This window comes from Psychrobacter sp. Cmf 22.2, assembly GCF_001921745.1.
In the GTDB taxonomy this organism is placed as follows: Bacteria; Pseudomonadota; Gammaproteobacteria; order Pseudomonadales; family Moraxellaceae; genus Psychrobacter.
Genome location: NZ_MRYA01000008.1, coordinates 70,012 through 93,738, shown reverse-complemented (window position 1 = coordinate 93,738; position 23,727 = coordinate 70,012). Strand labels below are relative to the sequence as shown.

The 23,727-nt window shown below is 41.7% G+C and carries 20 protein-coding genes; 15 read left to right on the top strand and 5 right to left on the bottom strand.

What is annotated here, in order from left to right:
- The first annotated feature begins 53 nt into the window (after positions 1-53).
- The 4 genes from BTV98_RS12290 to queF all read left to right on the top strand — a co-directional run bounded on the left by BTV98_RS12290 (position 54) and on the right by queF (position 3,734).
- The gene (locus BTV98_RS12290; protein WP_058368235.1) at positions 54-731 is read left to right on the top strand and encodes a cytochrome c5 family protein; all 678 of its coding nucleotides are present in this window, start codon (positions 54-56) and stop codon (positions 729-731) included.
- Positions 732-963: 232 nt separating this feature from the next.
- Complete coding sequence (locus BTV98_RS12285; protein WP_058368236.1) at positions 964-1,926, top strand: ABC transporter ATP-binding protein; 963 nt, start codon at positions 964-966, stop codon at positions 1,924-1,926.
- Between the two features lie 29 nt (positions 1,927-1,955).
- Complete coding sequence (locus tag BTV98_RS12280; protein WP_058368238.1) at positions 1,956-2,729, top strand: ABC transporter permease; 774 nt, start codon at positions 1,956-1,958, stop codon at positions 2,727-2,729.
- A 120-nt stretch (positions 2,730-2,849) separates the two neighbouring features.
- Complete coding sequence (gene queF / locus BTV98_RS12275; RefSeq protein ID WP_058368237.1) at positions 2,850-3,734, top strand: NADPH-dependent 7-cyano-7-deazaguanine reductase QueF; 885 nt, start codon at positions 2,850-2,852, stop codon at positions 3,732-3,734.
- A 117-nt stretch (positions 3,735-3,851) separates the two neighbouring features.
- Here the strand turns inward: queF and BTV98_RS12270 are convergent, their stop codons facing one another.
- The gene (locus tag BTV98_RS12270) at positions 3,852-5,570 is read right to left on the bottom strand and encodes a proline--tRNA ligase (protein ID WP_058368239.1); all 1,719 of its coding nucleotides are present in this window, start codon (positions 5,568-5,570) and stop codon (positions 3,852-3,854) included.
- Between the two features lie 543 nt (positions 5,571-6,113).
- Here BTV98_RS12270 and BTV98_RS12265 point away from each other — a divergent pair.
- On the top strand, positions 6,114-6,878 hold the full coding sequence (locus BTV98_RS12265) for a DUF4230 domain-containing protein (RefSeq protein ID WP_058368240.1): 765 nt from the start codon (positions 6,114-6,116) through the stop codon (positions 6,876-6,878).
- A gap of 196 nt (positions 6,879-7,074) precedes the next feature.
- Here BTV98_RS12265 and BTV98_RS12260 read toward each other — a convergent pair whose 3' ends face one another.
- A complete protein-coding gene (locus tag BTV98_RS12260) occupies positions 7,075-8,679 on the bottom strand; it encodes a deoxyribodipyrimidine photo-lyase (protein WP_058368241.1) in 1,605 nt (534 codons plus the stop codon).
- Positions 8,680-8,916: 237 nt separating this feature from the next.
- Here BTV98_RS12260 and BTV98_RS12255 point away from each other — a divergent pair, with 237 nt between their 5' ends.
- The 9 genes from BTV98_RS12255 (at position 8,917) to BTV98_RS12215 (ending at position 20,099) form a co-directional block, all read left to right on the top strand.
- Entirely contained in the window at positions 8,917-9,588 is a 672-nt protein-coding gene (locus BTV98_RS12255; RefSeq protein ID WP_058368242.1) for a phosphoribosylanthranilate isomerase, read from the top strand.
- Positions 9,589-9,727: 139 nt separating this feature from the next.
- Positions 9,728-11,002: a tryptophan synthase subunit beta gene (gene trpB / locus BTV98_RS12250; protein WP_227511703.1), complete on the top strand. Its 1,275-nt coding sequence runs from the start codon at positions 9,728-9,730 to the stop codon at positions 11,000-11,002.
- 64 nt (positions 11,003-11,066) lie between these two features.
- Positions 11,067-11,891, top strand: coding sequence for a tryptophan synthase subunit alpha (gene trpA / locus BTV98_RS12245; RefSeq protein WP_058368243.1), 825 nt, complete (start codon positions 11,067-11,069; stop codon positions 11,889-11,891).
- 254 nt (positions 11,892-12,145) lie between these two features.
- Positions 12,146-13,096, top strand: coding sequence for an acetyl-CoA carboxylase, carboxyltransferase subunit beta (gene accD, locus BTV98_RS12240; RefSeq protein WP_075103709.1), 951 nt, complete (start codon positions 12,146-12,148; stop codon positions 13,094-13,096).
- Positions 13,097-13,318: 222 nt separating this feature from the next.
- Positions 13,319-14,677 (top strand): folylpolyglutamate synthase/dihydrofolate synthase family protein, encoded by a 1,359-nt coding sequence (locus BTV98_RS12235; protein WP_058368244.1) that lies wholly within the window; start codon positions 13,319-13,321, stop codon positions 14,675-14,677.
- A gap of 193 nt (positions 14,678-14,870) precedes the next feature.
- The gene (locus BTV98_RS12230; RefSeq protein WP_075103693.1) at positions 14,871-16,058 is read left to right on the top strand and encodes a LysM peptidoglycan-binding domain-containing protein; all 1,188 of its coding nucleotides are present in this window, start codon (positions 14,871-14,873) and stop codon (positions 16,056-16,058) included.
- A gap of 286 nt (positions 16,059-16,344) precedes the next feature.
- Positions 16,345-16,890 carry a DUF2726 domain-containing protein gene (locus BTV98_RS12225; protein WP_058368248.1) on the top strand — a complete coding sequence of 182 codons (546 nt, stop codon included), beginning with the start codon at positions 16,345-16,347 and terminating at the stop codon, positions 16,888-16,890.
- Positions 16,891-17,179: 289 nt separating this feature from the next.
- Positions 17,180-18,703 carry a hypothetical protein gene (locus BTV98_RS12220; protein WP_075103692.1) on the top strand — a complete coding sequence of 508 codons (1,524 nt, stop codon included), beginning with the start codon at positions 17,180-17,182 and terminating at the stop codon, positions 18,701-18,703.
- 178 nt (positions 18,704-18,881) lie between these two features.
- The gene (locus tag BTV98_RS12215; RefSeq protein WP_075103691.1) at positions 18,882-20,099 is read left to right on the top strand and encodes a hypothetical protein; all 1,218 of its coding nucleotides are present in this window, start codon (positions 18,882-18,884) and stop codon (positions 20,097-20,099) included.
- Between the two features lie 71 nt (positions 20,100-20,170).
- Here BTV98_RS12215 and BTV98_RS12210 read toward each other — a convergent pair whose 3' ends face one another.
- Entirely contained in the window at positions 20,171-21,133 is a 963-nt protein-coding gene (locus BTV98_RS12210) for a DUF1853 family protein (RefSeq protein ID WP_058368251.1), read from the bottom strand.
- 154 nt (positions 21,134-21,287) lie between these two features.
- Here BTV98_RS12210 and BTV98_RS12205 point away from each other — a divergent pair, with 154 nt between their 5' ends.
- The gene (locus BTV98_RS12205; RefSeq protein WP_075103690.1) at positions 21,288-21,593 is read left to right on the top strand and encodes a monooxygenase; all 306 of its coding nucleotides are present in this window, start codon (positions 21,288-21,290) and stop codon (positions 21,591-21,593) included.
- A gap of 83 nt (positions 21,594-21,676) precedes the next feature.
- Here the strand turns inward: BTV98_RS12205 and BTV98_RS12200 are convergent, their stop codons facing one another.
- Together BTV98_RS12200 and BTV98_RS13870 are read right to left on the bottom strand one after the other, a co-directional pair.
- Positions 21,677-23,557, bottom strand: a complete 1,881-nt coding sequence (locus BTV98_RS12200) for an AAA family ATPase (RefSeq protein ID WP_075103689.1) — start codon at positions 23,555-23,557, stop codon at positions 21,677-21,679.
- Positions 23,548-23,712 (bottom strand): hypothetical protein, encoded by a 165-nt coding sequence (locus tag BTV98_RS13870; protein WP_368664878.1) that lies wholly within the window; start codon positions 23,710-23,712, stop codon positions 23,548-23,550. Before BTV98_RS13870 ends, BTV98_RS12200 begins: the two co-directional genes overlap by 10 nt.
- Positions 23,713-23,727: the final 15 nt, after the last annotated feature.

Sequence of the window (23,727 nt, the reverse complement as noted above, 5' to 3'; positions counted from 1 at the left end):
AGAAAGTCCAAGTCGTGTTAGCGCTTGTATACGTAAATAAGAGAACGTGACGAATGAGAAAAGTAGTTATGTTATCGGCAGCTGCCATTCTAGGAATCGCTAGTATCGCAGTGAGCCAAGCCGAAGATATTGCAGATACACCTGTAACCATATCTGATGTAACAGAAGCACAAGAAGTGGTTGAAGATGTTCCTCAACAACTAGGCGATGAACCAAAAGCTGCCGCTGATACGACAAGCGATACTGCTCCTGTCGATGGTGCTCTGCCTGCTGACGCTACGACAGAAGAAGCGGCAACAGAAGAAACAGCGCAAGCGGCTCCGGTAACTAATGAAGAGCCGATTCCTGAGGATACACCGCAAGTGCAAAAGCTTATTGCCCTATATCCTAATCTGATAGCTCGTATTCAACCGGTTGCTAAAGTCTGTTTTGAAGATGATGAAGTTTGTGATGTGACAGCGCGTGCCGCTGGCCCAGCAGCAGGTGATGGCCCTCGTGACGGCAAAGCAGTATATAATGCAGTATGTCAAACTTGCCATGCTTCAGGATTGCTTGGTTCACCTATGCTGGGTGATGCAGGTGCTTGGGGACCACGTATAGCGAAAGGTTCAGACACGTTGTATACGCATGCTATTAATGGTTTTAATGCTATGCCAGCAAAAGGCGGTGCTAACATTCCTGATGAAGAAGTCCAAAACGCTGTAGATTATATGATTGATGAAGCAAGCTAGTCTGAAAAGATAAAGTTACGCTATAGAGAGTAGCTCTGAAACTACTGTTCTGACACGTGTTGTATACGACCATAAAACGTCTATTTCGTTGACTGAGATAGACGTTTTTTTATGATTGGTGATTGATGAAATCAATAGTGTTGTTATATATTGCGATAGTTGAAATCTGTCTATAGCAACCTCACATCAAGGCATTACAACATTTATTTTATAAATTTATAAAGAGGTATTCATGTCTGAGGTACCAGCGCTTTCTATCCAAAATCTATCCAAAACCTATGATAATGGGTTTTCGGCGCTAAAAGATGTCAGCCTAACGGTGCCACAAGGTGGATTTTTTGCTTTGCTTGGCCCAAATGGGGCTGGCAAGTCAACAATGATTGGCATTATTAGCTCATTATTTAAACCTACAACTGGTAGCGTCAATATTTTTGGTACGGATCTGTTGACCAATCCTTCAGTTGCCAAACAGTATCTTGGCGTAGTACCGCAAGAGTTCAATTTTAACCAGTTTGAAAAAGTACAAGACATTTTGATTACTCAAGCTGGTTACTTTGGTATTCCAGCTAAAGAAGCGCGACCACGGGCAAAACGATTGCTGACGGCTCTTGGCTTATGGGATAAGCGCGACAATAAGTCACGTGAGCTATCAGGTGGTATGAAACGTCGTTTGATGATTGCACGCGCCTTGATTCATAAACCAAAACTGTTGATTCTTGATGAGCCGACCGCTGGGGTGGATATTGAGCTGCGCCGCTCTATGTGGGAGTTTATGCAGCAGATCAATGTTGAAGAAAACACGACCATCATTTTGACCACGCATTATCTCGAAGAAGCTGAGCAGTTGTGTAAGCGTATTGCAATCTTAGATCATGGTGAAATTCGTATTAATACAGAAATGAAAAACTTACTAGCGCAGTTGTCAGTTGAAACCTTTGTGTTTGATTTAGATACGCCCCTTACGCGTGAATTAAAATTAACTGAGGTAACAGGTGTAACACAACCTGACAACCAGACACTTGAAGTTACGCTGACCGAAGGTGAGTCATTAAACAGTGTCTTTCGTCAATTGTCCGACCAAGGCGTCACTGTCGCTAGTATGCGTACTAAAGCCAATCGCTTAGAAGAGTTATTCATGCGCTTAGTTGACAAAAATATTCAAAGTGCAGATAGCATGAAGGAGGCAGGATTATGAGTCAAGGAGCCTTAGATCATAATAGAACAATGTCATGGAACAAAAAGTGGATCTCTTTTCGTACCATTTGGTTAAAAGAGGTGCGCCGTATTTTGCGTATTTGGCCCCAAACATTGCTGCCGCCAGTTATTACGATGAGTCTATATTTTGTCATTTTTGGTAAGATGATCGGCTCACGTGTGGGGGAGATGGGCGGCGTGCCATACATGCAGTTTATCGTCCCTGGCCTAATTATGATGTCGATTATTACCAACAGCTACTCTAATGTTGTCTCAAGCTTTTTTAGTGCCAAATTTACGGCCAGTATCGAAGAGCTACTCGTTTCACCAGTGTCTAAGCATGCTATTTTGATGGGTTATATTAGCGGAGGTATCTTTCGCGGATTGGCAATCGGGATTATTGTCTCAATAGTAGCGCTATTTTTTACCGACCTCGGTATTGAGCATTTATTTGTCACGGTATTTACGGTACTGGGTACATCTATCTTGTTTTCTCTTGGGGGCTTTATCAATGCTGTATTTGCGCGCTCGTTTGATGACATCTCTATCATTCCAAGCTTTGTACTGACACCGCTTACTTATCTTGGTGGGGTATTTTATTCGATGGAAAATTTGTCACCGTTTTGGCAAAACGTTTCGTTATTAAATCCCATTGTCTATATGGTGAACTCGTTCCGCTACGGTATTTTGGGATATTCTGATGTGAATGTCTGGTATTCGATGGCCGCTATTTTTGTATTCTGTGCGATATTTTATACTATTGCTTATCGCTTACTAAGTAATGGTTCACGCGTGCGCTTGTAATCCTTATTATCTAAAAGTTAGCGTCATTACTGGCCAGTTTTTTGACACGTTGGCACATTGGCGTATTAGAAACTGACATACTAGAAATAAGTTTTTAACGGTTTAATATTAGGAAATTAAATGAGTATTCACGGTATCTTGGGTGAGCAAACTACCGACTACCCCACCAAGTATAGTCCAGAGACGCTATATCCTATTGCTCGTCGTATGGGCCGTGATGCGATTGGCTGGCATGATGATAAGTTGGCAGTCGGTGTGGATTGGTGGCATGCTTTTGAGATGTCTTGGCTCAACACCCAAGGCATCTCCCAAGTTGCTATTGCCCGCTTTGGTCTTCCTGCCAGCTCGCCATTCATTGTCGAATCAAAATCGCTTAAATTGTACCTAAACAGCATTAACTTTACCGAATTTGCCAGCTGGGATGATGTGCAAGCGCTGATTGCTAAAGATTTATCAGCCTGCGTGCAAGCTAAGGTGCAGGTTGAGTTGTTTGGCTTAGAGCATGGTTTGGACGATAAAACGACAGGTTTGTTGATTTCTCGGCCTGAGGGCGTCTGTATTGATGAGGCACTAGCAGGCAACACGGACAAAGTTGCATTAATTGAACATCCTGATGCGTCATTGCTAAGTGAAAACGAAGTAGAAGCGAGCAGTGAAAGCGTGGTAAGTGATGGTACTCAGCCGTATACCTTTTATTCCAATCTACTGCGTAGTAACTGTCCGGTGACCAATCAGCCAGATTGGGGCACGTTGGCGGTTTCAATGACGACTGCTAAGCCTTTCAATGACGCTAATATGCTGCGTTATATATTGAGCTTCCGTCAGCACAATGGCTTCCATGAGCAATGTGTCGAACAGATATTCGCTGATTTGAGCGAGTATTATAAGCCAAGCGCATTGATGGTTAGAGCTTGGTATACGCGCCGCGGTGGTATCGATATCAATCCTTGCCGCGTCAGTGACATAGGTTTATTACCTAAACCAAGCCGTTTGATTCGTCAGTAATTGATAGGGTTGGTTTCGTATAATTTAGATTATGTAGCCGACCTACTATAAAATAAAAAAGCGCCTATTTCACTTGATGAAATAGGCGCTTTTTTAGTACGTTTTTTATCACAAAAGCTACTTGCTACTTACTTTTGCAATAACTTCTTCACGACTGAGCATTTGCTTTTCTGTCTCACGGCGATTGACGTACTCAAACTTACCTTCAGCCAAGTTACGGTCAGAGACCACGATACGATGCGGGATACCAATCAATTCAAGATCAGCGAATTTGACCCCTGGACGCTCGTTGCGGTCATCAAGTAACACATTAATGCCTTGCGCCTTTAATTCGTCATACAGAGCCGTTGCTGTTTGCATGACAGTTTCTTCTTTTGACTTCATCGGAATGATAGCAACCTCAAAAGGTGCAATCGAGTCATCAACTGATGGCGTTTTTGGCCACATGATGCCATTTTCGTCGTTATTTTGCTCGATAGCAGCGGCGATGATTCGGCTGACGCCAATACCATAGCAACCCATCATCAAGGTAACTGGTTTACCATCTTCGCCAGATACGGTGGCATTCATCGCTTGGGAGTATTTGTCACCTAACTGGAAAATATGACCGACTTCAATACCGCGCTTAATCTTTAAGGTGCCTTTGCCGTCTGGAGAAGGGTCGCCCTCTTGTACGTTGCGTATATCGACGATGCGTGTGATACGAGCATCACGTGCCCAGTTCATACCGATGGTATGTTTGTTCACCTCATTAGCACCAGTCACAAAATCTGACAACGATGCAGCCGAACGATCGACAAACACGGGCATGTCTAAATCAACCCCGATATAGCCTTTGTGTAGACCAGCAGCTTTTAGCTCTTCATCAGAAGCCATTGTCAGCGGTACGTTAGCTTCTTCGATTTTTTCAGCTTTAATGGTATTTAGCTGATGATCACCGCGTAATACAATTGCGATTAGCTGAGGCTCATCGTCTTCTGTATGACCATGTACAATCAAGGTTTTGACTGTCGTTGCTAAAGGAATATCTAAGTGCTCAGCCACCATTTTACAAGTGGTCATTCCTTCTGTTAGCACGTCCTCACGCTGCATTTTGGGTGGTTGACGCTCAGCTGTATTGACAGATTCTGCCAGTTCTATATTGGCTGCATAATCAGAGGAGTCTGAAAATGCAATATCATCTTCGCCGCTATCAGCTAGTACATGAAACTCATGAGAGGCAAAACCACCGATAGAACCAGTATCTGCTTGTACCGCACGAAAGTCTAAACCCAAACGAGTAAAGATACGCGTATAAGCATGGAACATATCACGGTAGGTCTTGGCGAGTGATGCTTGGTCGACATGAAATGAATACGCATCTTTCATCGTAAATTCACGCGCGCGCATCACGCCAAAGCGGGGACGAATCTCATCACGAAACTTGCCTTGGATCTGAAAAAATGTGATTGGCAGCTGTTTGTAACTGCGCAGTTCACCTTGAGCAAGGTTGGTAATGACCTCTTCATGAGTAGGACCCAATACAAAATCACGATCATGACGGTCTTTAAAACGTAATAGCTCTGGTCCATAGTCGTCGAAGCGACCAGTAGTTTCCCATAACTCAGCTGGCTGGGTCATGGGCATAAGAACCTCTTGAGCCCCAATATTTTGCATTTCTTCACGGACGATACGTTCAACCTTTTGTAAAATGCGCAGCCCCATCGGCAACCAGATATATAATCCAGAAGCAATTTTACGAATAAGACCGGCACGCACCATCAATTGGCTTGAGGCGATATCGGCATCACTTGGGGTTTCTTTTAGAGTGGCGAACAAGAATTGACTGGCTTTCATAAATAAAGCGGAACCTTATCAACGATAAAATAAATAATAAATAAGGCGCTGAGCATTAAATAATCGCTACAAGCTTGCCTTTATATATAACCTGATATAACTAATGATATGATCGACGTGACAGTGTATGAATTAACAATTTATAGTCAAGCTTTTTGTTCAAAAACCAGCTAACAGTAAGCTAATGTCAGGTAACCTATATACGTTGACATTTTATCGATGCAATCAGACTATGTTAGGTAAAGTTTGCCTTATACGCAATGACTTTTTGTTTTTTGCAAGAGAACGCTGTACAAACTTCAAAATAGAACAAAAAATAAAGCAAATATCTGATGGTTTTAGTATTCATCGATAGTGAGAGTTATAGTAAGTCTAAAAGCGGTTGGGTTTGTAAAATTGTGGACTAAGCAATTGTGTAGAAGATTAGTAGCTAATACTTGAAGTCATTTTGAAAAGCGTCATTTATGCTATAGAGCCGTGCTTAATTTAGCATTTGTAAATAACGTCTTTTGAGTGCCGTTAATAATATAAAAGGTAGCGCATATGACAACCTCTAATAATCGTACACCTAATAATGCTCGCGACAATATGAGTAAGCGCCCTAAACCAAAACAGCCTACTGGAATTGCGACATGGATATTGTTAATTATCAGTTTTATGGCCTTGGCTTTTGCTATTTATACTATCAATGACCGGACTGTAGAAGAACCGATTGAAACCATCACTCGTGAAGGGGTAGTGACACAGATTCAACAGTTGAATCGGTTGCAGACGGTGGCTTTTAGCGTGGATACAGTGATTACCAGTGAGCGACAAGGCAGCTGGATGAAGCTTTGGCAAGATGAGCAAAAAGGTTTGTTTATCGCTCGTGGTCGAGTAGATGCGGGCATCAATTTGAGCGCTTTGACACCTGAGATGGTACAAGTTGTACAGGCTGAACAATCTGATACTGATGTAGATGAAGCAAAGGCAAACGATGCTAATACATCAGTCTTAATGATGCCGCAGATTAATATTACCTTACCGCCATCAGAGATATTTTCAGTATATTTAGATGATTTGGAGATTTATGACTGGCAAACAGGCGCTTTTGGTTTAATGCAGGTTGATCCTAAGATACTTGAACAAGCACAGATAATGGCAAAAAAAGAAGTCCTTGAACGCGCGTGCCGAGGTGATGTGATGAATATGGCGCTACAAAACGCAAAAACGCAATTGCAGCAGCTGTTTGCGATGACTGGCGCAGTGGTGACTGTTACTACGCAAGGAGCAGGGGCGTGTCAGATGCCAGCAGTAACGAGTAATTAAAACAAAGGTTAAATGTTGCACGGCAAACGATGAAAGTTAAAAAAGACAGTGCTGCTGAGATATATTTTGCGTAGCCTCTGTCAGCGTAGACACAGCAAGCAAGTAAAATATATCTCAGTAGCACGGCAATATTGGTTTAACGTCTTTATTTCGAACTGACTATATGTCAGCAACATACTCTATATCTAAAACGTTGTTATTCTTTTTTGAATTCAGCAATTGCAAGCTGGCGCACGGCTTTATGTTCGACCATAGGCACTGGGTAGTCAATATCAGCAAAATTACCGTCTTTTGCCAGTTCTTTACGCATTTTGTCCTCACTATGCAAGATGCTGGTAGGAATGTCTTTTAGCTCAGGTAACCAGGTTTTGATAAACACGCCGTCTTTGTCATGCGTTTTGCCTTGGCTAAAGGGGTTCATAATACGAAAGTAGGGTGCTGAGTCGGTGCCTGTTGAGGCGCTCCACTGCCAGCCGCCGTTGTTGGAAGCAAAGTCACCGTCTATCAGCTGCTGCATAAAATAACGCTCACCTAAGCGCCAATCAATCAGTAAGTCTTTGGTTAAAAACATCGCGGTGACCATACGCAGACGATTGTGCATAAAGCCTGTCGCATTCAGGCAGCGCATCGCCGCATCGACCAATGGCACGCCTGTCTTGCCAGTACACCACGTCTCAAAACCATCCTTATCATATGACCAATTAATCTTGGTATCTGTCTCTTCCTTATAAGCTTCGTGTCGAATAAGTGCTGGTTTGTCCACTAGCACATGACGATAAAAATCTCGCCACGCCAGCTCGCTTATCCAGCGATTGATATCTTCGTTATCGCCATCGTTACCGTGTAGCTTTTCTTGCGCTAGGCTTGCTTGCAGGTAGCAAAGCCTGGGACTGATCGCTCCAATAGTGAGGTAGGCGGATAATTGACTGGTTGCTTGTAGACTGGGGACATCGCGGCCGATATCGTAGCTATCGATATCATCAGCGATAAACGCTTTTAAACGTTGGCAAGCGGCATCTTCGCCAGCAGGGTAGGCTGTACGCGCTTTTTCTAACTGAGCGTCCATGTCAATATGCGGTGATAAGTCAGCCTTTTGCCGTGTTTTTTGGTAAATATTGACTACCTCTTTACTTAATGTTTCGATGTCTTCGATAGTAGACGCGCTGTCTTTTGATAATTTTAGTTTGGTTTTATTCTTATTTATGGCGGTGGCTTCATGTAATTGGATGCTGCTCACGTCCAAAGTATGTCGCCATTTTTTATAAAATGGGGTAAATACTTGATACATGCTGTCACCATCATTGGTGGTGATGCTTTGTGGTGGCAAGATACACTGATCATGCCAGCGAACAAACTCGATATCGTCCTTCGCCAGCTGCTTAGTGAGCTGCGCATCGCGCTCAATCTCATTGCCTTCATACTCATGATTGGCCATGATGCAGCTGATATCATTGTCCTTACACAATGCGCTAAGCGTATTTACGCAATCAGCAAAATTGGAGCAGACTTGCACTGTTAAGGTAATATTCAATTGCGTTTGCAAATCTTGGGCGATTATCGGTAAAGTACGCGCAATATGATCAACTTGGGCAAGCGAGGTATCGTGCGCTTGCCACTGTTCAGGGGTGAGGAAGAATATAGCGCTGACTTGCGCATTGTCTGCGTTAGCTTGTTCACAAAGTGCTGCCAGCGCTGTATTGTCATGCAGTCGTAAATCTCGGCGAAACCACATTAGATAGTGCGGCATATTCACATCCATATTATCATCGTTGTCGTTATTAGCAGACGCAGTCTTAGACATTCAATTATCCTTATACCAATCAATCGCAATCATAAACAAAACTATGAATAAAAGTATGCTAGGATAAGTTTTTTGATGCAATTGATTTGCCCATCGTTTAACAAATTATCATCATTTCTTATGATGGAAATTTAGCGTAATATCACTGTTTATTAGATTTATAGCAGTTTTCGCTTACAGTCTTTGATACATAGCATCTACTCAAGTTTTTATTGAGGTCATAAAAAAGGTTATAAAATGCACGTGAAGTTTTGTGGGTTTACCCAGCTTAGTGATATCGATACTGCTGTGAAGTTGGGTGTTGATGCAATTGGTTTGGTGTTTTATCCACCAAGTCCGCGCGCTGTGACGTTGATACAAGCGCAAACGTTGAGCGCTGCTGTGCCGGCCTTTGTCAGTGTCGTAGCATTGGTAGTCAATATGGCTCATGATGAGCTGATTGAACTGGCAAATAACGTCGCTTTTGATATCATTCAATTCCACGGTGATGAAACGCCTGAGCAGTGCCAGCTGCTGGCAAGTGCTGTCAATAAACGCTGGATGAAAGCGTTGCGTATCAATGCTGAGCAAGACACGCTAGATAGTGTGAGCGCACGTATTGATAGCTTTGCAGCAGTAGGGGCGAGTAGTATTTTACTTGATGCTTATCATCGGCATAAATATGGCGGTACGGGCGCGCGCTTTGACTGGAGCCTTATTCCGCATAATAGCTCACTGCCGATTATCTTAGCGGGCGGACTAGATATTGAAAATGTCGCTGCGACTCGTGATTTGCCTATTTATGGCGTCGATGTTAGCGGCGGGATTGAAGTTGATAAAGGCAAAAAAGACGCCGCTAAAATGCGTGCCTTCATGAAAGCTGTCAAGCGTGACCGATGGCAAAACGAGACGGTCACTGACGTGATCTAAGATAATCGCTATATTTATTCTTATTTACTCGTTATTCCGACTTTCTAATTAAGCTTCATTTTCATAAGTTTAGTAATTGTCTCAATCCTTATATCACCCATACTTATATTAAAAGACACCACTTATCGTAGGAATTATCATGAGTCATGCCATAAACAAAGATTTATCTGACGCTGCAAAATCTATCAATACCTTCATTAATCCTGAGAATGTTCAAGACTTTAACCAATACCCTGATGCACGCGGACATTTTGGCGTCCATGGCGGACGTTTTGTCTCTGAAACGCTGATGGCTGCATTAGAAGAGCTTGAAACCTTGTATACCAAAGTCAAAGCTGACCCAGCATTTTGGGAAGAGTATCACAATGACTTAGTCAATTATGTCGGTCGCCCAACACCACTATATCATGCCAAGCGTTTAAGTGATGAGATCGGCGGCGCGCAAATTTACTTTAAGCGTGAAGACTTAAATCATACTGGCGCGCATAAAGTGAATAATACTATCGGTCAGGCACTGCTTGCTAAAATGTGTGGTAAGAAGCGCATTATCGCTGAAACGGGCGCAGGACAGCATGGCGTCGCGACGGCAACGATTGCTGCGCGCCTAGGGCTAGAGTGTATCGTCTATATGGGTGCAGATGATGTCGAGCGCCAAAAGATGAACGTTTATCGTATGCGTTTGCTGGGTGCGACTGTAGTGCCGGTGTCCTCAGGCTCACGCACCCTAAAAGACGCGATGAATGAAGCCATGCGCGACTGGGTCACCAATGTCGACACCACTTATTACATCATCGGCACCGTTGCAGGCCCGCATCCATATCCGTTACTGGTACGTGATTTTCAAGCGATTATCGGTAAAGAAGCGCGTATTCAACATTTAGAAAGAACGGGTAAATTACCAGATGCCTTGGTTGCTTGCGTTGGCGGTGGCTCGAACGCGATTGGCCTGTTTTTTGATTTCTTAAACGATACTGATGTCAAGATGTATGGCGTGGAAGCGACAGGTGACGGCATTGAGTCTGGTCGCCATTCAGCGCCATTGGCTGCTGGTCGTATCGGTGTACTACATGGCAACCGTACGTATCTAATGGCAGACGATGAAGGCCAAATTCAAGAGACGCACTCTATCTCGGCAGGTCTTGATTATCCTGGTGTTGGTCCTGAGCATAGTTTCTTAAAAGATATGAAACGTGTTGAATATGTGGGTTGTACCGATAAAGAATCGTTAGAAGGCTTCCATGAAACCACACGTAAAGAAGGCATTATCCCGGCTTTAGAGTCTGCGCATGCGGTCGCCTACGCGCTTAAGCTGGCTAAAACCATGACCCCCGAGCAAAGCATTATCGTCAATATGTCAGGTCGCGGCGATAAAGACCTGCATTCGGTCATGAAGGCAGAAGGGATTGAGTTGTAATATGATTAGATGAGGCTAACATAGCCTCTATTTTGTAATAACTTGACAATAATAAGAGACCTTTATGACCCGTATTGAAAGCACTTTTGAGACTTTAAAATCACAAAACAAAAAAGCCCTGATTCCTTATGTGATGGCAGGCGACCCCAATCCTAGCAACTTTGTCGGCTTACTACATGACTTAGTTAAGCATGGCGCGGATATGATCGAAGTGGGTTTGCCGTTTTCTGATCCAATGGCCGATGGTCCAACCGTGGCTTTAGCTGGCGAGCGTGCATTAGCAGCAGGTACCAGTACACGTGACGCGCTAAATATGGTTGCAGAGTTTCGCAAGCAAGACACACAAACGCCAATTATCCTGATGGGTTATCTGAACCCTGTCGAGATCATCGGTTATGATAGTTTTGTCACCTTATGCGAGCAATCAGGCGTCGATGGTATTTTGATGGTAGATTTACCGCCCGCAGAGGCGGGGAGCTTTACCCAGCACTTGACTGAGCACGCGATGAATGAGATTTTTTTGTTATCGCCAACTACTTTGCCTGAGCGCCGTGAGCAAGTATTAACTCATTGCGGCGGTTATATTTATTACGTGTCGCTTAAAGGCGTGACGGGCTCAGCGACGCTTGATACTGATGATGTTGCGACCCAAGTGCAAGCGATTAAAGCGGAAACGGATTTGCCGGTATGTGTCGGCTTTGGTATCCGTGATGGTGCTTCTGCTAAGGCGATTGGAGCCCATGCAGATGGTATTATTGTAGGTAGTGCACTGGTGCAGAACTTCGCTGATATCGATGCCAATGATGCCACCGCTGTGACGACAGCTCAGCAAAAAATTATGGACAAGATGGACGAGCTACGCGGTGCGTTAGACAGTCTAAATACCTAAGCAGTGATAAAGAGACTAGTAAATCACTTTGCTATATTTAGTTTACGTGTGTAAACTAACATGATGTATAATTTGTTACAATTACTCGATTTATTCAGCTTATTGTTTATCATGATATAGATAATAGTAATCCGAATAAGCTACCGTGTTAGTCATAACGGCTCATGTTATGACTGTATTTGCTTCTTAGACTAGACAACAATCAAACTCTTAAGGACAAGTAAATGAGCAAGCTTGCCGATAAGCCTTCAACAATGGCGAATAATATGACTGATACTATAAAAAAACCCGAAACTCAAAGTGATGATGTCAGCCCTGCTACGGATAATTCTCAAGCCGGTCAATCATGGTTTAATCGCTCAGTACCGGGTATCAAGCAGCAACTAACCGCAACGCTGACTGCAGTTGAAACCGAGCCGTCTACAGAATGTACTAACTGTCATTCAATGATTACCAATACGGCACTGATTTTTAACTGTTATGTCTGCCCGCACTGTGATCATCATCTACCAATGACTGCGCGTGAACGTCTACAATGGTTTTTGGATCAAGTAGATGGAGAGCTTGGACAAGAATTTAGCGCCAAAGACCCTCTTGGGTTTGTAGATAGCAAACCATACCCCCAGCGCATGACTGAGGCCAAGACTAAAACTGGCGAGACAGAAGCCTTAATCGTTTTGTATGGTAAGTTACGCAACCTTGATGTGGTTGCCTGTGCTTTTGATTTTCGTTTTATGGGTGGTTCTATGGGGTCGGTCGTTGGTGACCGGTTTGTACAGGCGGCTGAAAAAGCACTTAAAGACAAACAGCCTTTGGTATGTTTTGCAGCTTCAGGTGGCGCGCGCATGCAAGAGGGTTTGCTGTCTTTAATGCAGATGGCACGTACTGCCGCCGCTGTTGAACGCCTAAGAATTGCTGGCGTTCCTTATATCGTGGTACTGACCAATCCAGTTTATGGCGGGGTAACGGCCTCTCTTGCCATGCTCGGCGATATTCATCTGGCAGAGCCAAAAGCGATGATTGGTTTTGCAGGTAAGCGTGTGATCGAGCAAACGGTGCGCGAGACGTTAGAAGAGCCGTTCCAGCGTGCGGAGTTTTTGTTAGAGCATGGCGTGGTTGATGAAGTGGTACATCGTCATCAGATGATTGATACGATTTATCGTTTATTGGCGAAGTTGAGCCACCAGCCAAACGTTGATGCTTAATTTATTATCGTCCAGCTAAATGACCTAACTTGTTACGGTTACTGGCTTTAGTATGGGCATGATTTTAGTGCAACGAGGTTAGAATATTTCTAATAGCATTTGTCGTTATTTAACGATAAGTGCTATTTTTGGTTTTTAGGTTTGGTTTTTTAGTAGGTTGTTATACACTACTTTTAATTTTGTTTTCTCTTTTTTAGTTCGAGTTTTTAATAGGTTCTGTTTATGTCTGCATCTATAGCTAATACGGTTAATACTGATAGTCCTACCAGCCAATCGAGTTTAACTGAATGGTTAGATTATATGCAGCAGATACATGTATCAGCGATAGACATGGGGCTTACGCGAGTGCTGCCTGTGGCTGAGAGTTTGGGTTTAGTACAATCGGCCAAAGATGATGCGTACGTATTTACTGTAGCAGGTACCAATGGTAAAGGCTCGACGACAGCAGTAATTGCCCAGATGTGTCAAGCGGGAGGCTACAAGACTGCATTGTATCAATCACCGCATTTAAGCGTTTTTAATGAGCGTGTGCGCATTAATGGCGAGATGGTCAGCGATGAGACATTAATCGATGCTTTTAGTAAGGTAGAGAATGCACGGCTTGCATGCGATTTAACGTTGTCATTTTTTGAGATGACGACACTTGCTGCGTTATTGATATTCGCTGAAGCAGACTGTGATGTATGGGTGTTGGAAGTAGGATTAGGTGGGCGCTTAGATGTAGTTAATATTATTGATCCAGATATGGCCGTTATTACTAATGTTGGTATCGACCATGTGGATTGGTTAGGTGATAATATTGAGGTTATTGGTAGCGAAAAAGCGGGTATTTTACGTGATGACATTACTCTCGTTTATGGTGCTGCTACCATGCCAGATAGTGTGCAGCGCCTTATTAAAAGCCACAATGCTACCTTTTATCAAGCAGAGCAAGACTTTAGCTATCGCGTAGTAGATACACAGACTTGGCAATACAGTAATGCTGCTGTTACGCTGGAGCTGCCACGTCCTGCACTATCCCTTACAAACGCTGCCAATGCGCTATCTGCAGTGTTGGCCAGTCCATTAGCAGTCGATGCAGAGGGTATTGCGCAAGCCTTACGTACTGTCAAACTAGCAGGACGGTTTGATTATCGAAAGATAGCTGCGCGTCATTGGCTGTTTGATGTGGCGCACAACGAGCAAGGGGTTGAGTTTTTATTGGCGCAGCTATTACCCTTATGGCAAGAGCATGTTAGTCGCCAACCAAACACATCAATTGCGACTATTAAGATATTATTCTCTATGCTCGGTGACAAAGATATTGCTATGGTTGCACAGCGCTTAACCGATTCTGGTTTGCCAATCACAGATTGGTATATTGCAGAGATTGATCATCCTCGCGCGGCAAGTATTGATGAGCTGCAAACAGCACTAGCTGTATACGTAAAAGATGCTGCTATACATGTTTGTACTGATCTACAGCAGGCTACGCAAGCAATAGTCAAAAACAGTGAGCCACAAGACTTGCTCGTCGCCAGTGGTTCTTTTCATACCATTGGTGAGGCGCTTACTGCTCTTGATGTCAACGAATGCTTATGATCCCCGAGAGCTGATTGTCGTCCAAAAATTACTCAAACATCGCATTAACATATGTGTGATAGCAGACAGCGTGAAAAATATGTTTTATAATCAAAGCGTTTTACAAAAACGGCATAACTTTTGCGATGAGATGGCGATATAGATTGGTCATGCCTAGCAATCAACCTTACTACCAACTAAGAGACGTAAACGGATGAATTTTTCGAGACAAGCCTTATTGGGCATCGGGATGATTATAGGCGGTAGCGTCATGCTATACGCCATGGTGCAACAGATCGGTACTAATGATAAGCCAGCAACGCCCGCTGCTATCGTCGAAAAATCATCAACTGAAAAAACAACTGTAGAACCATTAACCACAGATATCGAAACTGAAAAACGTATCTTGGCACAAAAGCAAAAAGAACGTGCGGCCCGTGTCGCAGAACAAGAGAAGCGTGCCCAGCAGTTTTTGGCAGAGCAGGAGAGTGCAGAAGCAAAGGCACTGGCGAAATCTCGTGCAGAAAACCAGCAGTATGTTGCCAACTCTATGCCAGCAGAGGGTGAGGATACAGAAGTAGAAAATAGCTCAACAGTTACAACACCAACTGTGCAAGCGCGTACTGATGCCACAACAAACACAACCAATGACGAAAAACAGAAAGCTCAAGCGGCTGAGAAAGAAGAAGCCAAAAAAGCTGCTCAGCAGGCCGAAGCAAAAAAATTAGCAGATAATAAAAAGTTAACTGAAGCAAAAGAGCGAGCTGAAGCTCAGGCTAAAGCTAAAAAAGAAGCAGAAGCTAAGAAAGAAGCTGATGCTAAGAAAAAGGCAGAAGAACAAGCAGCAGCCAAACAGCAGAAGCAGGCTGAAGAACAAGCTGCTAAAACAGCGCCTCCGACAGCTCCTGCAGACTATACTGTTAAAAGAGGTGATGGTTTAATCAAACTGGCTCGCCAATATAATGTGCCAGTTAAAGCCTTGGCTCAAGCCAACGATATATCCTCATCCACTTCATTACAAGTCGGACAAGAGCTAACTATTCCATCACGTAAGCAGATTGAGCGCTTAGAGCGTGAAGCTGCCGCTGCCAAAAAGTCTGCTGATGCTAGACGTGAAGTCCAACAAAAACTACGTGATGCTCGTAAAGAAGTTAGAGAAACTGATGCAAAAGGTAGCTTTGGTGTACAAGTGGCTTTGGCAAGCAATCAGTCTTCAGCTGACGATGTGGCCGAAAAGTTTAAATCCGCCGGCTATAAAGTCAAAACCAGTGTGACCAGTCGCGGTGTACGCGTCATCGTCGGTCCTGAGCGTGGAAAAGTTGCGGCACTGGCATTAAAAGACAAGATTAACACAGATCCTCAAGTTGATACCTCAGGGGCTTGGGTGCTGTATTGGCGTTAAGTGGTCTGAGGGTTTTATTGTATATAAGAGTCAGTTAACATATTAGATCTTGATGACATTTTTGATTGTATATTAGTTAAAACACGACATTTGCTGTCGTGTTTTTTGGTTTGTAAATTGTAGATAATTATTAGTTCAAATAGTAGTGCTTAGATAATATAAGCCCTACTTATGGTTCATTTACTTTTTTCTGTAAAACGTATTAGCCAATAATGGTTGCTACGTTGCGATTGACTATTTAGAGGATTCTAAAGTTAATCGCTTTAAAACTCTATAAGGTGTGATTATGTCGTTTGGCATTGTGTTTTTAGTGTTGGCTGTCGGTTTTTTGGGGTTCATTGTCTTACCAAAGCTATTATTAAGGCATCAAGCTAATAAAAATACCGAACCCAGTCCAGCTCCTGTACGCGGTGACGACCTGGCTATTTGGCCGTTTGCACCGATGCCTATCATGACAGATACTGAAGTCATATTTTTTCAAAAACTCAAAAACGCACTGCCTGAATATCATATATTTGTACAAGTTCAACTTTCTCGTATTATCAATGCTGATAGTGAAGAAGCTTCTGAGCGTAGCTTTTGGTTCAATCGTATCTGCCGTCAAAGTGTCGATTATGTTATTACTGATATCGATGCGCAGACGACATTGGTCGCCATTGAGCTTGACGACTGGACACACACTAGTAAATCAAGACAAAAGGCTGATGACAAAAAGGACAAAGCGCTAGCAAGCGCAGGGATCCCGATTGTAAGATTCCATGCTGAGCGCCTACCAAGTGTCGATATACTGAGATATGAGCTGATGCAGGTTATTGAAACTTATGAACCGTAATGCTATTGCTAATTCATTGACTGTCGGTTCATCAGAGTCAGGTACTGCTTGTATCTGGCTTCTTTTTATTATAAAACCTGTAAATTTCTATGCCAACGTTTGAATGTCTTTTACAATATAACGGATTATTGTATGGACTCGAGCAGTAAATAAATATATTATCCTTTTATTGATTAGTGAACATAAGTTTTGACTAAAGTTTTTTTTAGTGTTAGGTCGAACAACCACCTATTCAAATCACATCTACTGTTATTTCCTCAACTAGGTCTTATCAATAAAGGATTATTTTATGAAGTTTTTTCAACTGACTGCGCTAGCATTTGCCAGCACTTTAGTATTAGCAGGGTGCGGTAGCGATAGTGACAATACTAGCACGGCGGCTTCTAACAATAATGGTTCAGCTGTACCTTCTAAGCCTCCTGTAAACAATAAACTGTCTGAGCTTGAGCAAGCTAAAAGCATCATCAATACTGCAAAGCAGTTTATTTTAGATAACAAAGCAATCGAAGATGCTTATGAAGGCGCTAGCGAGATTTTGACCGAACAACAGCAAGCCCGAGTCAACCTAACCTTTGAGATCGCTGAAGGTTTACAGGGGTACATGAAAGAGAATTCAATAGCAAAACTGGATGCAGCAGATGTAGCTTATTTAAGGGATAATGGTGATCTGCAAGAAGTAATAGATAAAGGATTGGAGAGCGATTTTTATTGGGACAGATTCTATAATGATAAGCTACAGCCAAGCGATGATTTTCTTGCAACGCTTGATGCCAATGGTAAATTCAAACTATCTGGCACTACGCTTGTGAATAGTGAACGTTTTGATTATAACTATAATCCGCTAACCAATGATATAGATACAACAGTCACCAAAGATTCTTTTAAGATAACCTACGATAAATTTGAAAACTCATTGGCTTCTAATACCAGTACTGATAATTTTACAGGTCGTTATGGTTTCAATCGTCTTGACATTGGTTCAAAAGCGGATGCTGTCGTTTTGAGCTCAACTTCACAGGGTGCAACGGTTAACGCGCGTTTCAGTGATAAAGTCTTGGTTAATGATGAGTTTGATATAAATGATGTCAATAGAGCCGGCATTACTTTAGAAAAAGCGGTCATAAAACTGGATAATGTAAAACTTAAAGCCAACGATAGTATCATTGAAGCCCGTGACGTCGAACTAGGGTTTTTAGATATGAGTCGTAAGCTTGCTGATGGCACCTTAGTGGTTAGAACTTTGCCAACCGCTATTAAGCTGACGGGTGAATTACTCAAAGAAAAGCCTGCAACAGATGTCGCCATTTCGCTAAACGCGGTTGCTAATGAAACCGATATCAAAAACGTCATCAAAGTAACCCAAGAAGGTAATATTGAAGAGGCTGCTGGTAAGTTCGTTGGAGTAGAGATTGTCATGTCTCTTAAGGGTAACGTGACAAAAGAGACTGCGACTTCGACTGCGATTATACCTTTAGATATTCAAGCGAACCTAAAACGTACAGCGCGTGATGTGGTAGAACTGCAAGGTTTGAAAGCAAGCGTAGACGGTAAAAGTCTGTACGTGACAGGTAAAACCATCTTGGACACTCAATATAATATCAGTTGCAAGTGTACACAACTTGATATTACCCAAAATAATGCCGCCATTAAGCTAAAATTTGATGTCGATAATAAATTCATCATACAAGACCCCAAAACTGGTAAATTTGCTGATATCAAGGTCAATGGTAAAGTCTTTGGTGAGCTATTACAGAACAACGGTACAGTAAGCGCCAAATTTAAAGACAACAGCTTTATTCCTCTAGGCCAGTGATGATATGTATTTGAGATATTGATCATGGATAAAAAGAGACAGCTAGCCCTGTCTCTTTTTTGTGCCTTTTAATTTATGGAAGAATATTGTGCTCTTTCTGCGCCCAGCCATCCATATGCCATTTATACAGAGTTTTCTTTCACCTCAATCTATCAAGTCTTTTCAGGTACACTATCAAATGGTCACTATCACACGCAATATATTGGTTATTATAAGTACAGGTATTTCAATCTCTGCTATCGCGCAAGAGCCGTCAGTGACTTATCAACTTACTGGTGATGACTTTATTTTAGAGAAAAACCTAACGCCATCTTTAGTATCTACGCCATTGATAGCTTCTAAGAAGCCAGACACACAAATTGATTGGACAGTGATGGCAAGTGCTCATAGTCCAGCGCAGCCTATTGCAGCTTTTATCAAAGATTGGGATGCGCCATTAGAGTCTGGCACCCATGCCTACGCACAGGGGCGCGCGTCACTTAATGTGCGTCCAGCTGACAGTCCGATAAGCTATGGTTTGGCGTGGCGTTATGACTATATGATGACCTTTAATCAAGAAACTGCAGACTTGTATTGGCAGTATCAAAACAAGCAACTCCCCAACCAAAATCAGACTTATGCTATAGAGTTAGACGCCCAGCATAATGAACGTATTGGCGCAAACGTAGGGTTTGCTCAGCAACTAACGTCTAATTGGCAGCTAACCACTTATGCCAACATTTGGAAAGGTTTGCATTTGCTTGACGGTGAAGCTAGGGGCAGTATTACATCGCAAGCATATCTTGATGGCGAAACAGTTAGAAATATAGATCGTCTAAATAGAACAAAGACTTATGTAGATTACTATTACGATGAGCCAGCACTTGGAGAAGAGAACCTCAATTGGTATCCTAAAAAGCCAACGGGATATGGTTATTCGTTAGATATAAATTTAACAGGCGCATTAACCGATCGTACGCAGTTATCTATACGTGGTTACGATCTTCTGGGACGTATGCATTGGAAAGACACGCCTAGTACGCAATATGTATTAGATTATGATGCCAGTAGACGACCTGTAGATATGACCGAAGGTCAACTCGATACTGATGACATTACGCAAACATTACCATGGCGCGTGGAAGGCAGTCTCATACATCAGCTAAACCCTCAATGGCAGCTCGGTGTCCATGGTCAAGTGAATGATATCCAAGACTTATATCAGTTGTCAGCAGGCTATCAAACCAATGAAGATTTCTATCCACTCACTATCACTGGCTTGATAGAGCCACAAACACAAGCATTGGGGCTTGCAGTAGACAGTCAGCATGGCGGCATCAAGCTACTCACGGACAGTCTTGACTCAGAAAAGGCTCAGCGCAGTGAGGTTAGCTTATATGGACGTTACTCATGGTAGGCTATCATTAAGCTAGATGATTGGGAGTTGATAGTTAAAAGGTAAAGCCTACATTAATATGTTAATAACGATTAAGTGTTATCCATTTTAGGATCACGCCGCTTAGGATAAATGACTATCGGCTTATCACCTTCAAAGTATAGCCCTGTTCTGGGTAGCGTATCGTCCGGCCAAACTATCTGTGTTTTATGTCCACCGTAGCTGTCATAAAAGCTGCGTTTTGTAAACCATTCGATATAATTTGCGCGTCGAAGGCTCGTCATATCAATTGTCGTCAGATTATCTTTATCCCATTTATCGCACCATTCATGCATAGGAAAGCTTGGTGAAAGCCAATCCGGATAAATAAAATTAGCCGTATTGATGGGTAAAAAGAACCGTCCTTTTATAACACCATAACGCTTATCAATTTTGACTTGTCCATGATCCTTAGTATCTACCCATATAGTACGGAATTGTTTGGTCTGCATATGGGTCATTTTGCGCTGTAGATTGTCGTTTGAGTTAATCCCAACCCAGTTTTCAGGCGCGAAAGGCGCTGAACCCATAAAAAACTTAATGGCCAGTTCCCAATGTTCAGTGACTGTCTCTTTATGGTTATACAAAATCAAGTCAAGCTCGCCAGAGGTTTGCTTGCCATTAAATAGCTGAACATTACTAGCGAGTGTCTCATATGGATGCAACTGGCGTGCAAAACCATCTGCTAACCAAAAAGACAATAACCCCTCAAAGTGAAAACCCAAACGATTGGGACTGGGTCGTGTCAGTAGATAGCGCGTCAACTCCTGATAAGCATTGGTGGTATCAAGCTCTTCTAAACGCTGCTGATAAGCGACAAACTGCTGCTGCCAAAAGCTGGCGCTATGTACCGAGACTGTATGTGTGTTCTGATAAGGCGCAAAATCCAGCCACCCTGTTAATACGTTAGGGCATGCCAGCACATAAGCCAAATCACGCACATAAGGTCGCTGGTACGCCTCCCAAGGTGCGTAATTTGTAAGTATGGACAATGAATGAGCAATAGGCTCGGACATAGAAAAAACCGAAGTAAGTTATAGTGCATTTACCCTAACTGCTCGCTTAGCAAAAGTCTATAGTCAATCGTACTATGTTAAGATTGAACGTATCTGGCAGCACAGCCTCTGTCGATCATGAAACAAGCTATCAAATAATAATGAGGATTAAACTATGAAATACCTTTTGCAAATCGACTTCCCTTATAGTGGACCTTTTGGCGATAAATTCTTTGAATCTATGCAAGAGCTTGCCGAAGATATCGCAAACGAGCAAGGTCTGGTCTATAAGCTATGGACAGAAAACGAAGAGACGCAAGAAGCGGGCGGTATTTATGTGTTTGATAATTTAGATGACGCCAATCGATACCTTGCTAAACATACCGAGCGTTTAGAATCGTTTGGCTTCACTGACATCAAATCAAAAACTTTTAAAATTAATGAAAAGCTGAGTGCAATTACACGAGTCTTTAATCAATAATTTAAGGGTAAACGAAAGTATATGAGGTATATATAGAAATCTACAAGCTAATCGGAGTGGGCTTGTAGAAAAATATCTATAAGTTAAGCAGCTCCTAGAATGCACTTTGTAAGTTCAGCTTCTGACAAATTAGTTTTTTCAAAATTGATTTTGGAAGGAAGTTTGAGCAAAAAGTTCTTTCCCAATAGTAACTTTCGACTTCCATAATTTTCAATGTCAAAAAACTTGTCATCTTCAGATAAACACAAAATAATATTACCTTCATCAAAATATGTCAAACTCTCTAATTTATCGTTGATAACTGGAAATATAAACTGACATTCTGTACTATTGATCAAGTCTATCAGCTTATTCAACATATTATTATCAACAATTTCTATTTTATCTTGAGTAAAAAAGCTAGGACGCTTTATGTTGACTGACGGATCTTTAGCGAATGACACATAAGCTAAGTCAAAAGATATAACAAGGGATTGCTTTCTACCATCACCAACGTTACTATCTTTATCTTGTGGCATCGGAACTAGATTGATATGCTGGTACTTATCAGAATTGGTAGCTAGTATATAGCCATTATCAGATAAATCTTTAGAGTATTCTAAAAAATATCGATTAAATACAGTTAACTTTCTTCTAAAGTCACCACTAGCTAATTCATCAACTTTCTTAATAAGTTTTTCAAGATCTGCTTTTAAGTTTGATAGCTCTTTACGTGACTTCTCATACTTATTGATAATAGCTTCATTCTCAGCAATATCCTTCGTCAATTCGTTAATTTTATTACCAATTTTTGTGTAATCGGCCAATGAACCACGCTCTCCTAACTCTTTCAGTAAGCTAGAATATTCCTTAGACACCAATTGAAATCTCGTTTCTAACTCATTGATTCTTTCCCTAGCTTTTTGTATAGAGTTTGAGATGAATGTAATCTCATTTTCTAGCATATTTTGATGAAAAGTGATTGTTTCTTCATATTCTCTCTGTAGTTCAACATTGTAAATTCCGGCTTCTTGATACATATAGTTGATTGATTCTGCATCTATCCTGTCACTGTTCGCAGCTACTTCATTAAGCCTTTGTTCCCAAACGTCGATATTAAGGTTAGTATTAGAAATAGCAGCTTTAATATGATTAAGCTCTTCTTGCTTAGCATTCAACAAGTCATCTTCACGTTTGTAACTTTCATCTATTTTATAGCTGTTGTACAGCTTTTTTTGCTCTTCAAGTTCATTTATCTTTACATCATTAATTTCTTCTGTACCAACACCTACAACGTCTTTAAGGGATTTTACCTCTTGAGTCTTATGTCTGACCTCGTCATCCTTAAGTATCTTACTGTTTACAACTTGAATATCTTCAAAATCGAATAAGAATAAATGAAGAAGCTCATAACTGGAGTTAGAGGTTGAAGGATGTAAGTAGTTTATTACATTCGAAATTTGATGGTCTGAAGTTCTTATAAATTTAGGGATTAATTGTCTAATAGTGGGCTTTGGAGCCTTTAAGTCAAAAAGTATTTCTTTAATTCTGGACTTATATTCTTCTTCACTAAACTCATTACCATCAATAGAGTTATTGATGGAGAAATAACTTTTATCTGTTTTTGACCTAGCATTGACTAACAACGAACGACTGAGTACCCATTTAGATGAAACTGCATCATCTAAGTTACTCACAATAGCTAGCTCGAATGTAGGTAGTGTCTGTTTGAAAAAATCAAATACAGTATTATTTTTACTATTTTTGAATTCTTTGTCGAAAGTAAACTGTTGCCATCCACCACATAAGCAAAAATCTATACAACGTAATAATGTTGTTTTTCCTATACTATTAGTACTTGACTTCTCATCAGTTAGAAGTGTGTTTACCTCCATTCCTTTTATGATATTTACGCCTTTCTTAAAATTTACATGACGAATAACAAATCCTTCTTTATCTTTAATAGTCATATGCATTAGGAACATAATAGTATGCCTTTGTCACTGTCTGAAGTAAGTTTTCCATTCATGTATAACCAATCTAAAACAAGCAAAAATCTACTCATCGTAGTTGGTTGCTGATTATTTAATAATTCATAGTAGTCATAAACACCTAATTCATTATCAGTGTTCTTTATCATTAACCCTAGCAGTAT

What these genes read in the sequence shown, in the direction of transcription:
- BTV98_RS12200 (WP_075103689.1), bottom strand. Translation starts at nt 23,557, where the DNA reads ATGTTCCTAATGCATATGACTATTAAAGATAAAGAAGGATTTGTTATT.
- accD (WP_075103709.1), top strand. Translation starts at nt 12,146, where the DNA reads ATGGCGAATAATATGACTGATACTATAAAAAAACCCGAAACTCAAAGT.
- BTV98_RS12260 (WP_058368241.1), bottom strand. Translation starts at nt 8,679, where the DNA reads ATGTCTAAGACTGCGTCTGCTAATAACGACAACGATGATAATATGGAT.
- BTV98_RS12285 (WP_058368236.1), top strand. Translation starts at nt 964, where the DNA reads ATGTCTGAGGTACCAGCGCTTTCTATCCAAAATCTATCCAAAACCTAT.
- BTV98_RS12265 (WP_058368240.1), top strand. Translation starts at nt 6,114, where the DNA reads ATGACAACCTCTAATAATCGTACACCTAATAATGCTCGCGACAATATG.
- BTV98_RS12230 (WP_075103693.1), top strand. Translation starts at nt 14,871, where the DNA reads ATGAATTTTTCGAGACAAGCCTTATTGGGCATCGGGATGATTATAGGC.
- BTV98_RS12215 (WP_075103691.1), top strand. Translation starts at nt 18,882, where the DNA reads ATGGTCACTATCACACGCAATATATTGGTTATTATAAGTACAGGTATT.
- BTV98_RS13870 (WP_368664878.1), bottom strand. Translation starts at nt 23,712, where the DNA reads ATGATAAAGAACACTGATAATGAATTAGGTGTTTATGACTACTATGAA.
- trpB (WP_227511703.1), top strand. Translation starts at nt 9,728, where the DNA reads ATGAGTCATGCCATAAACAAAGATTTATCTGACGCTGCAAAATCTATC.
- BTV98_RS12205 (WP_075103690.1), top strand. Translation starts at nt 21,288, where the DNA reads ATGAAATACCTTTTGCAAATCGACTTCCCTTATAGTGGACCTTTTGGC.
- BTV98_RS12220 (WP_075103692.1), top strand. Translation starts at nt 17,180, where the DNA reads ATGAAGTTTTTTCAACTGACTGCGCTAGCATTTGCCAGCACTTTAGTA.
- BTV98_RS12255 (WP_058368242.1), top strand. Translation starts at nt 8,917, where the DNA reads ATGCACGTGAAGTTTTGTGGGTTTACCCAGCTTAGTGATATCGATACT.
- queF (WP_058368237.1), top strand. Translation starts at nt 2,850, where the DNA reads ATGAGTATTCACGGTATCTTGGGTGAGCAAACTACCGACTACCCCACC.
- BTV98_RS12270 (WP_058368239.1), bottom strand. Translation starts at nt 5,570, where the DNA reads ATGAAAGCCAGTCAATTCTTGTTCGCCACTCTAAAAGAAACCCCAAGT.
- BTV98_RS12235 (WP_058368244.1), top strand. Translation starts at nt 13,319, where the DNA reads ATGTCTGCATCTATAGCTAATACGGTTAATACTGATAGTCCTACCAGC.
- BTV98_RS12290 (WP_058368235.1), top strand. Translation starts at nt 54, where the DNA reads ATGAGAAAAGTAGTTATGTTATCGGCAGCTGCCATTCTAGGAATCGCT.
- BTV98_RS12210 (WP_058368251.1), bottom strand. Translation starts at nt 21,133, where the DNA reads ATGTCCGAGCCTATTGCTCATTCATTGTCCATACTTACAAATTACGCA.
- BTV98_RS12280 (WP_058368238.1), top strand. Translation starts at nt 1,956, where the DNA reads ATGTCATGGAACAAAAAGTGGATCTCTTTTCGTACCATTTGGTTAAAA.
- trpA (WP_058368243.1), top strand. Translation starts at nt 11,067, where the DNA reads ATGACCCGTATTGAAAGCACTTTTGAGACTTTAAAATCACAAAACAAA.
- BTV98_RS12225 (WP_058368248.1), top strand. Translation starts at nt 16,345, where the DNA reads ATGTCGTTTGGCATTGTGTTTTTAGTGTTGGCTGTCGGTTTTTTGGGG.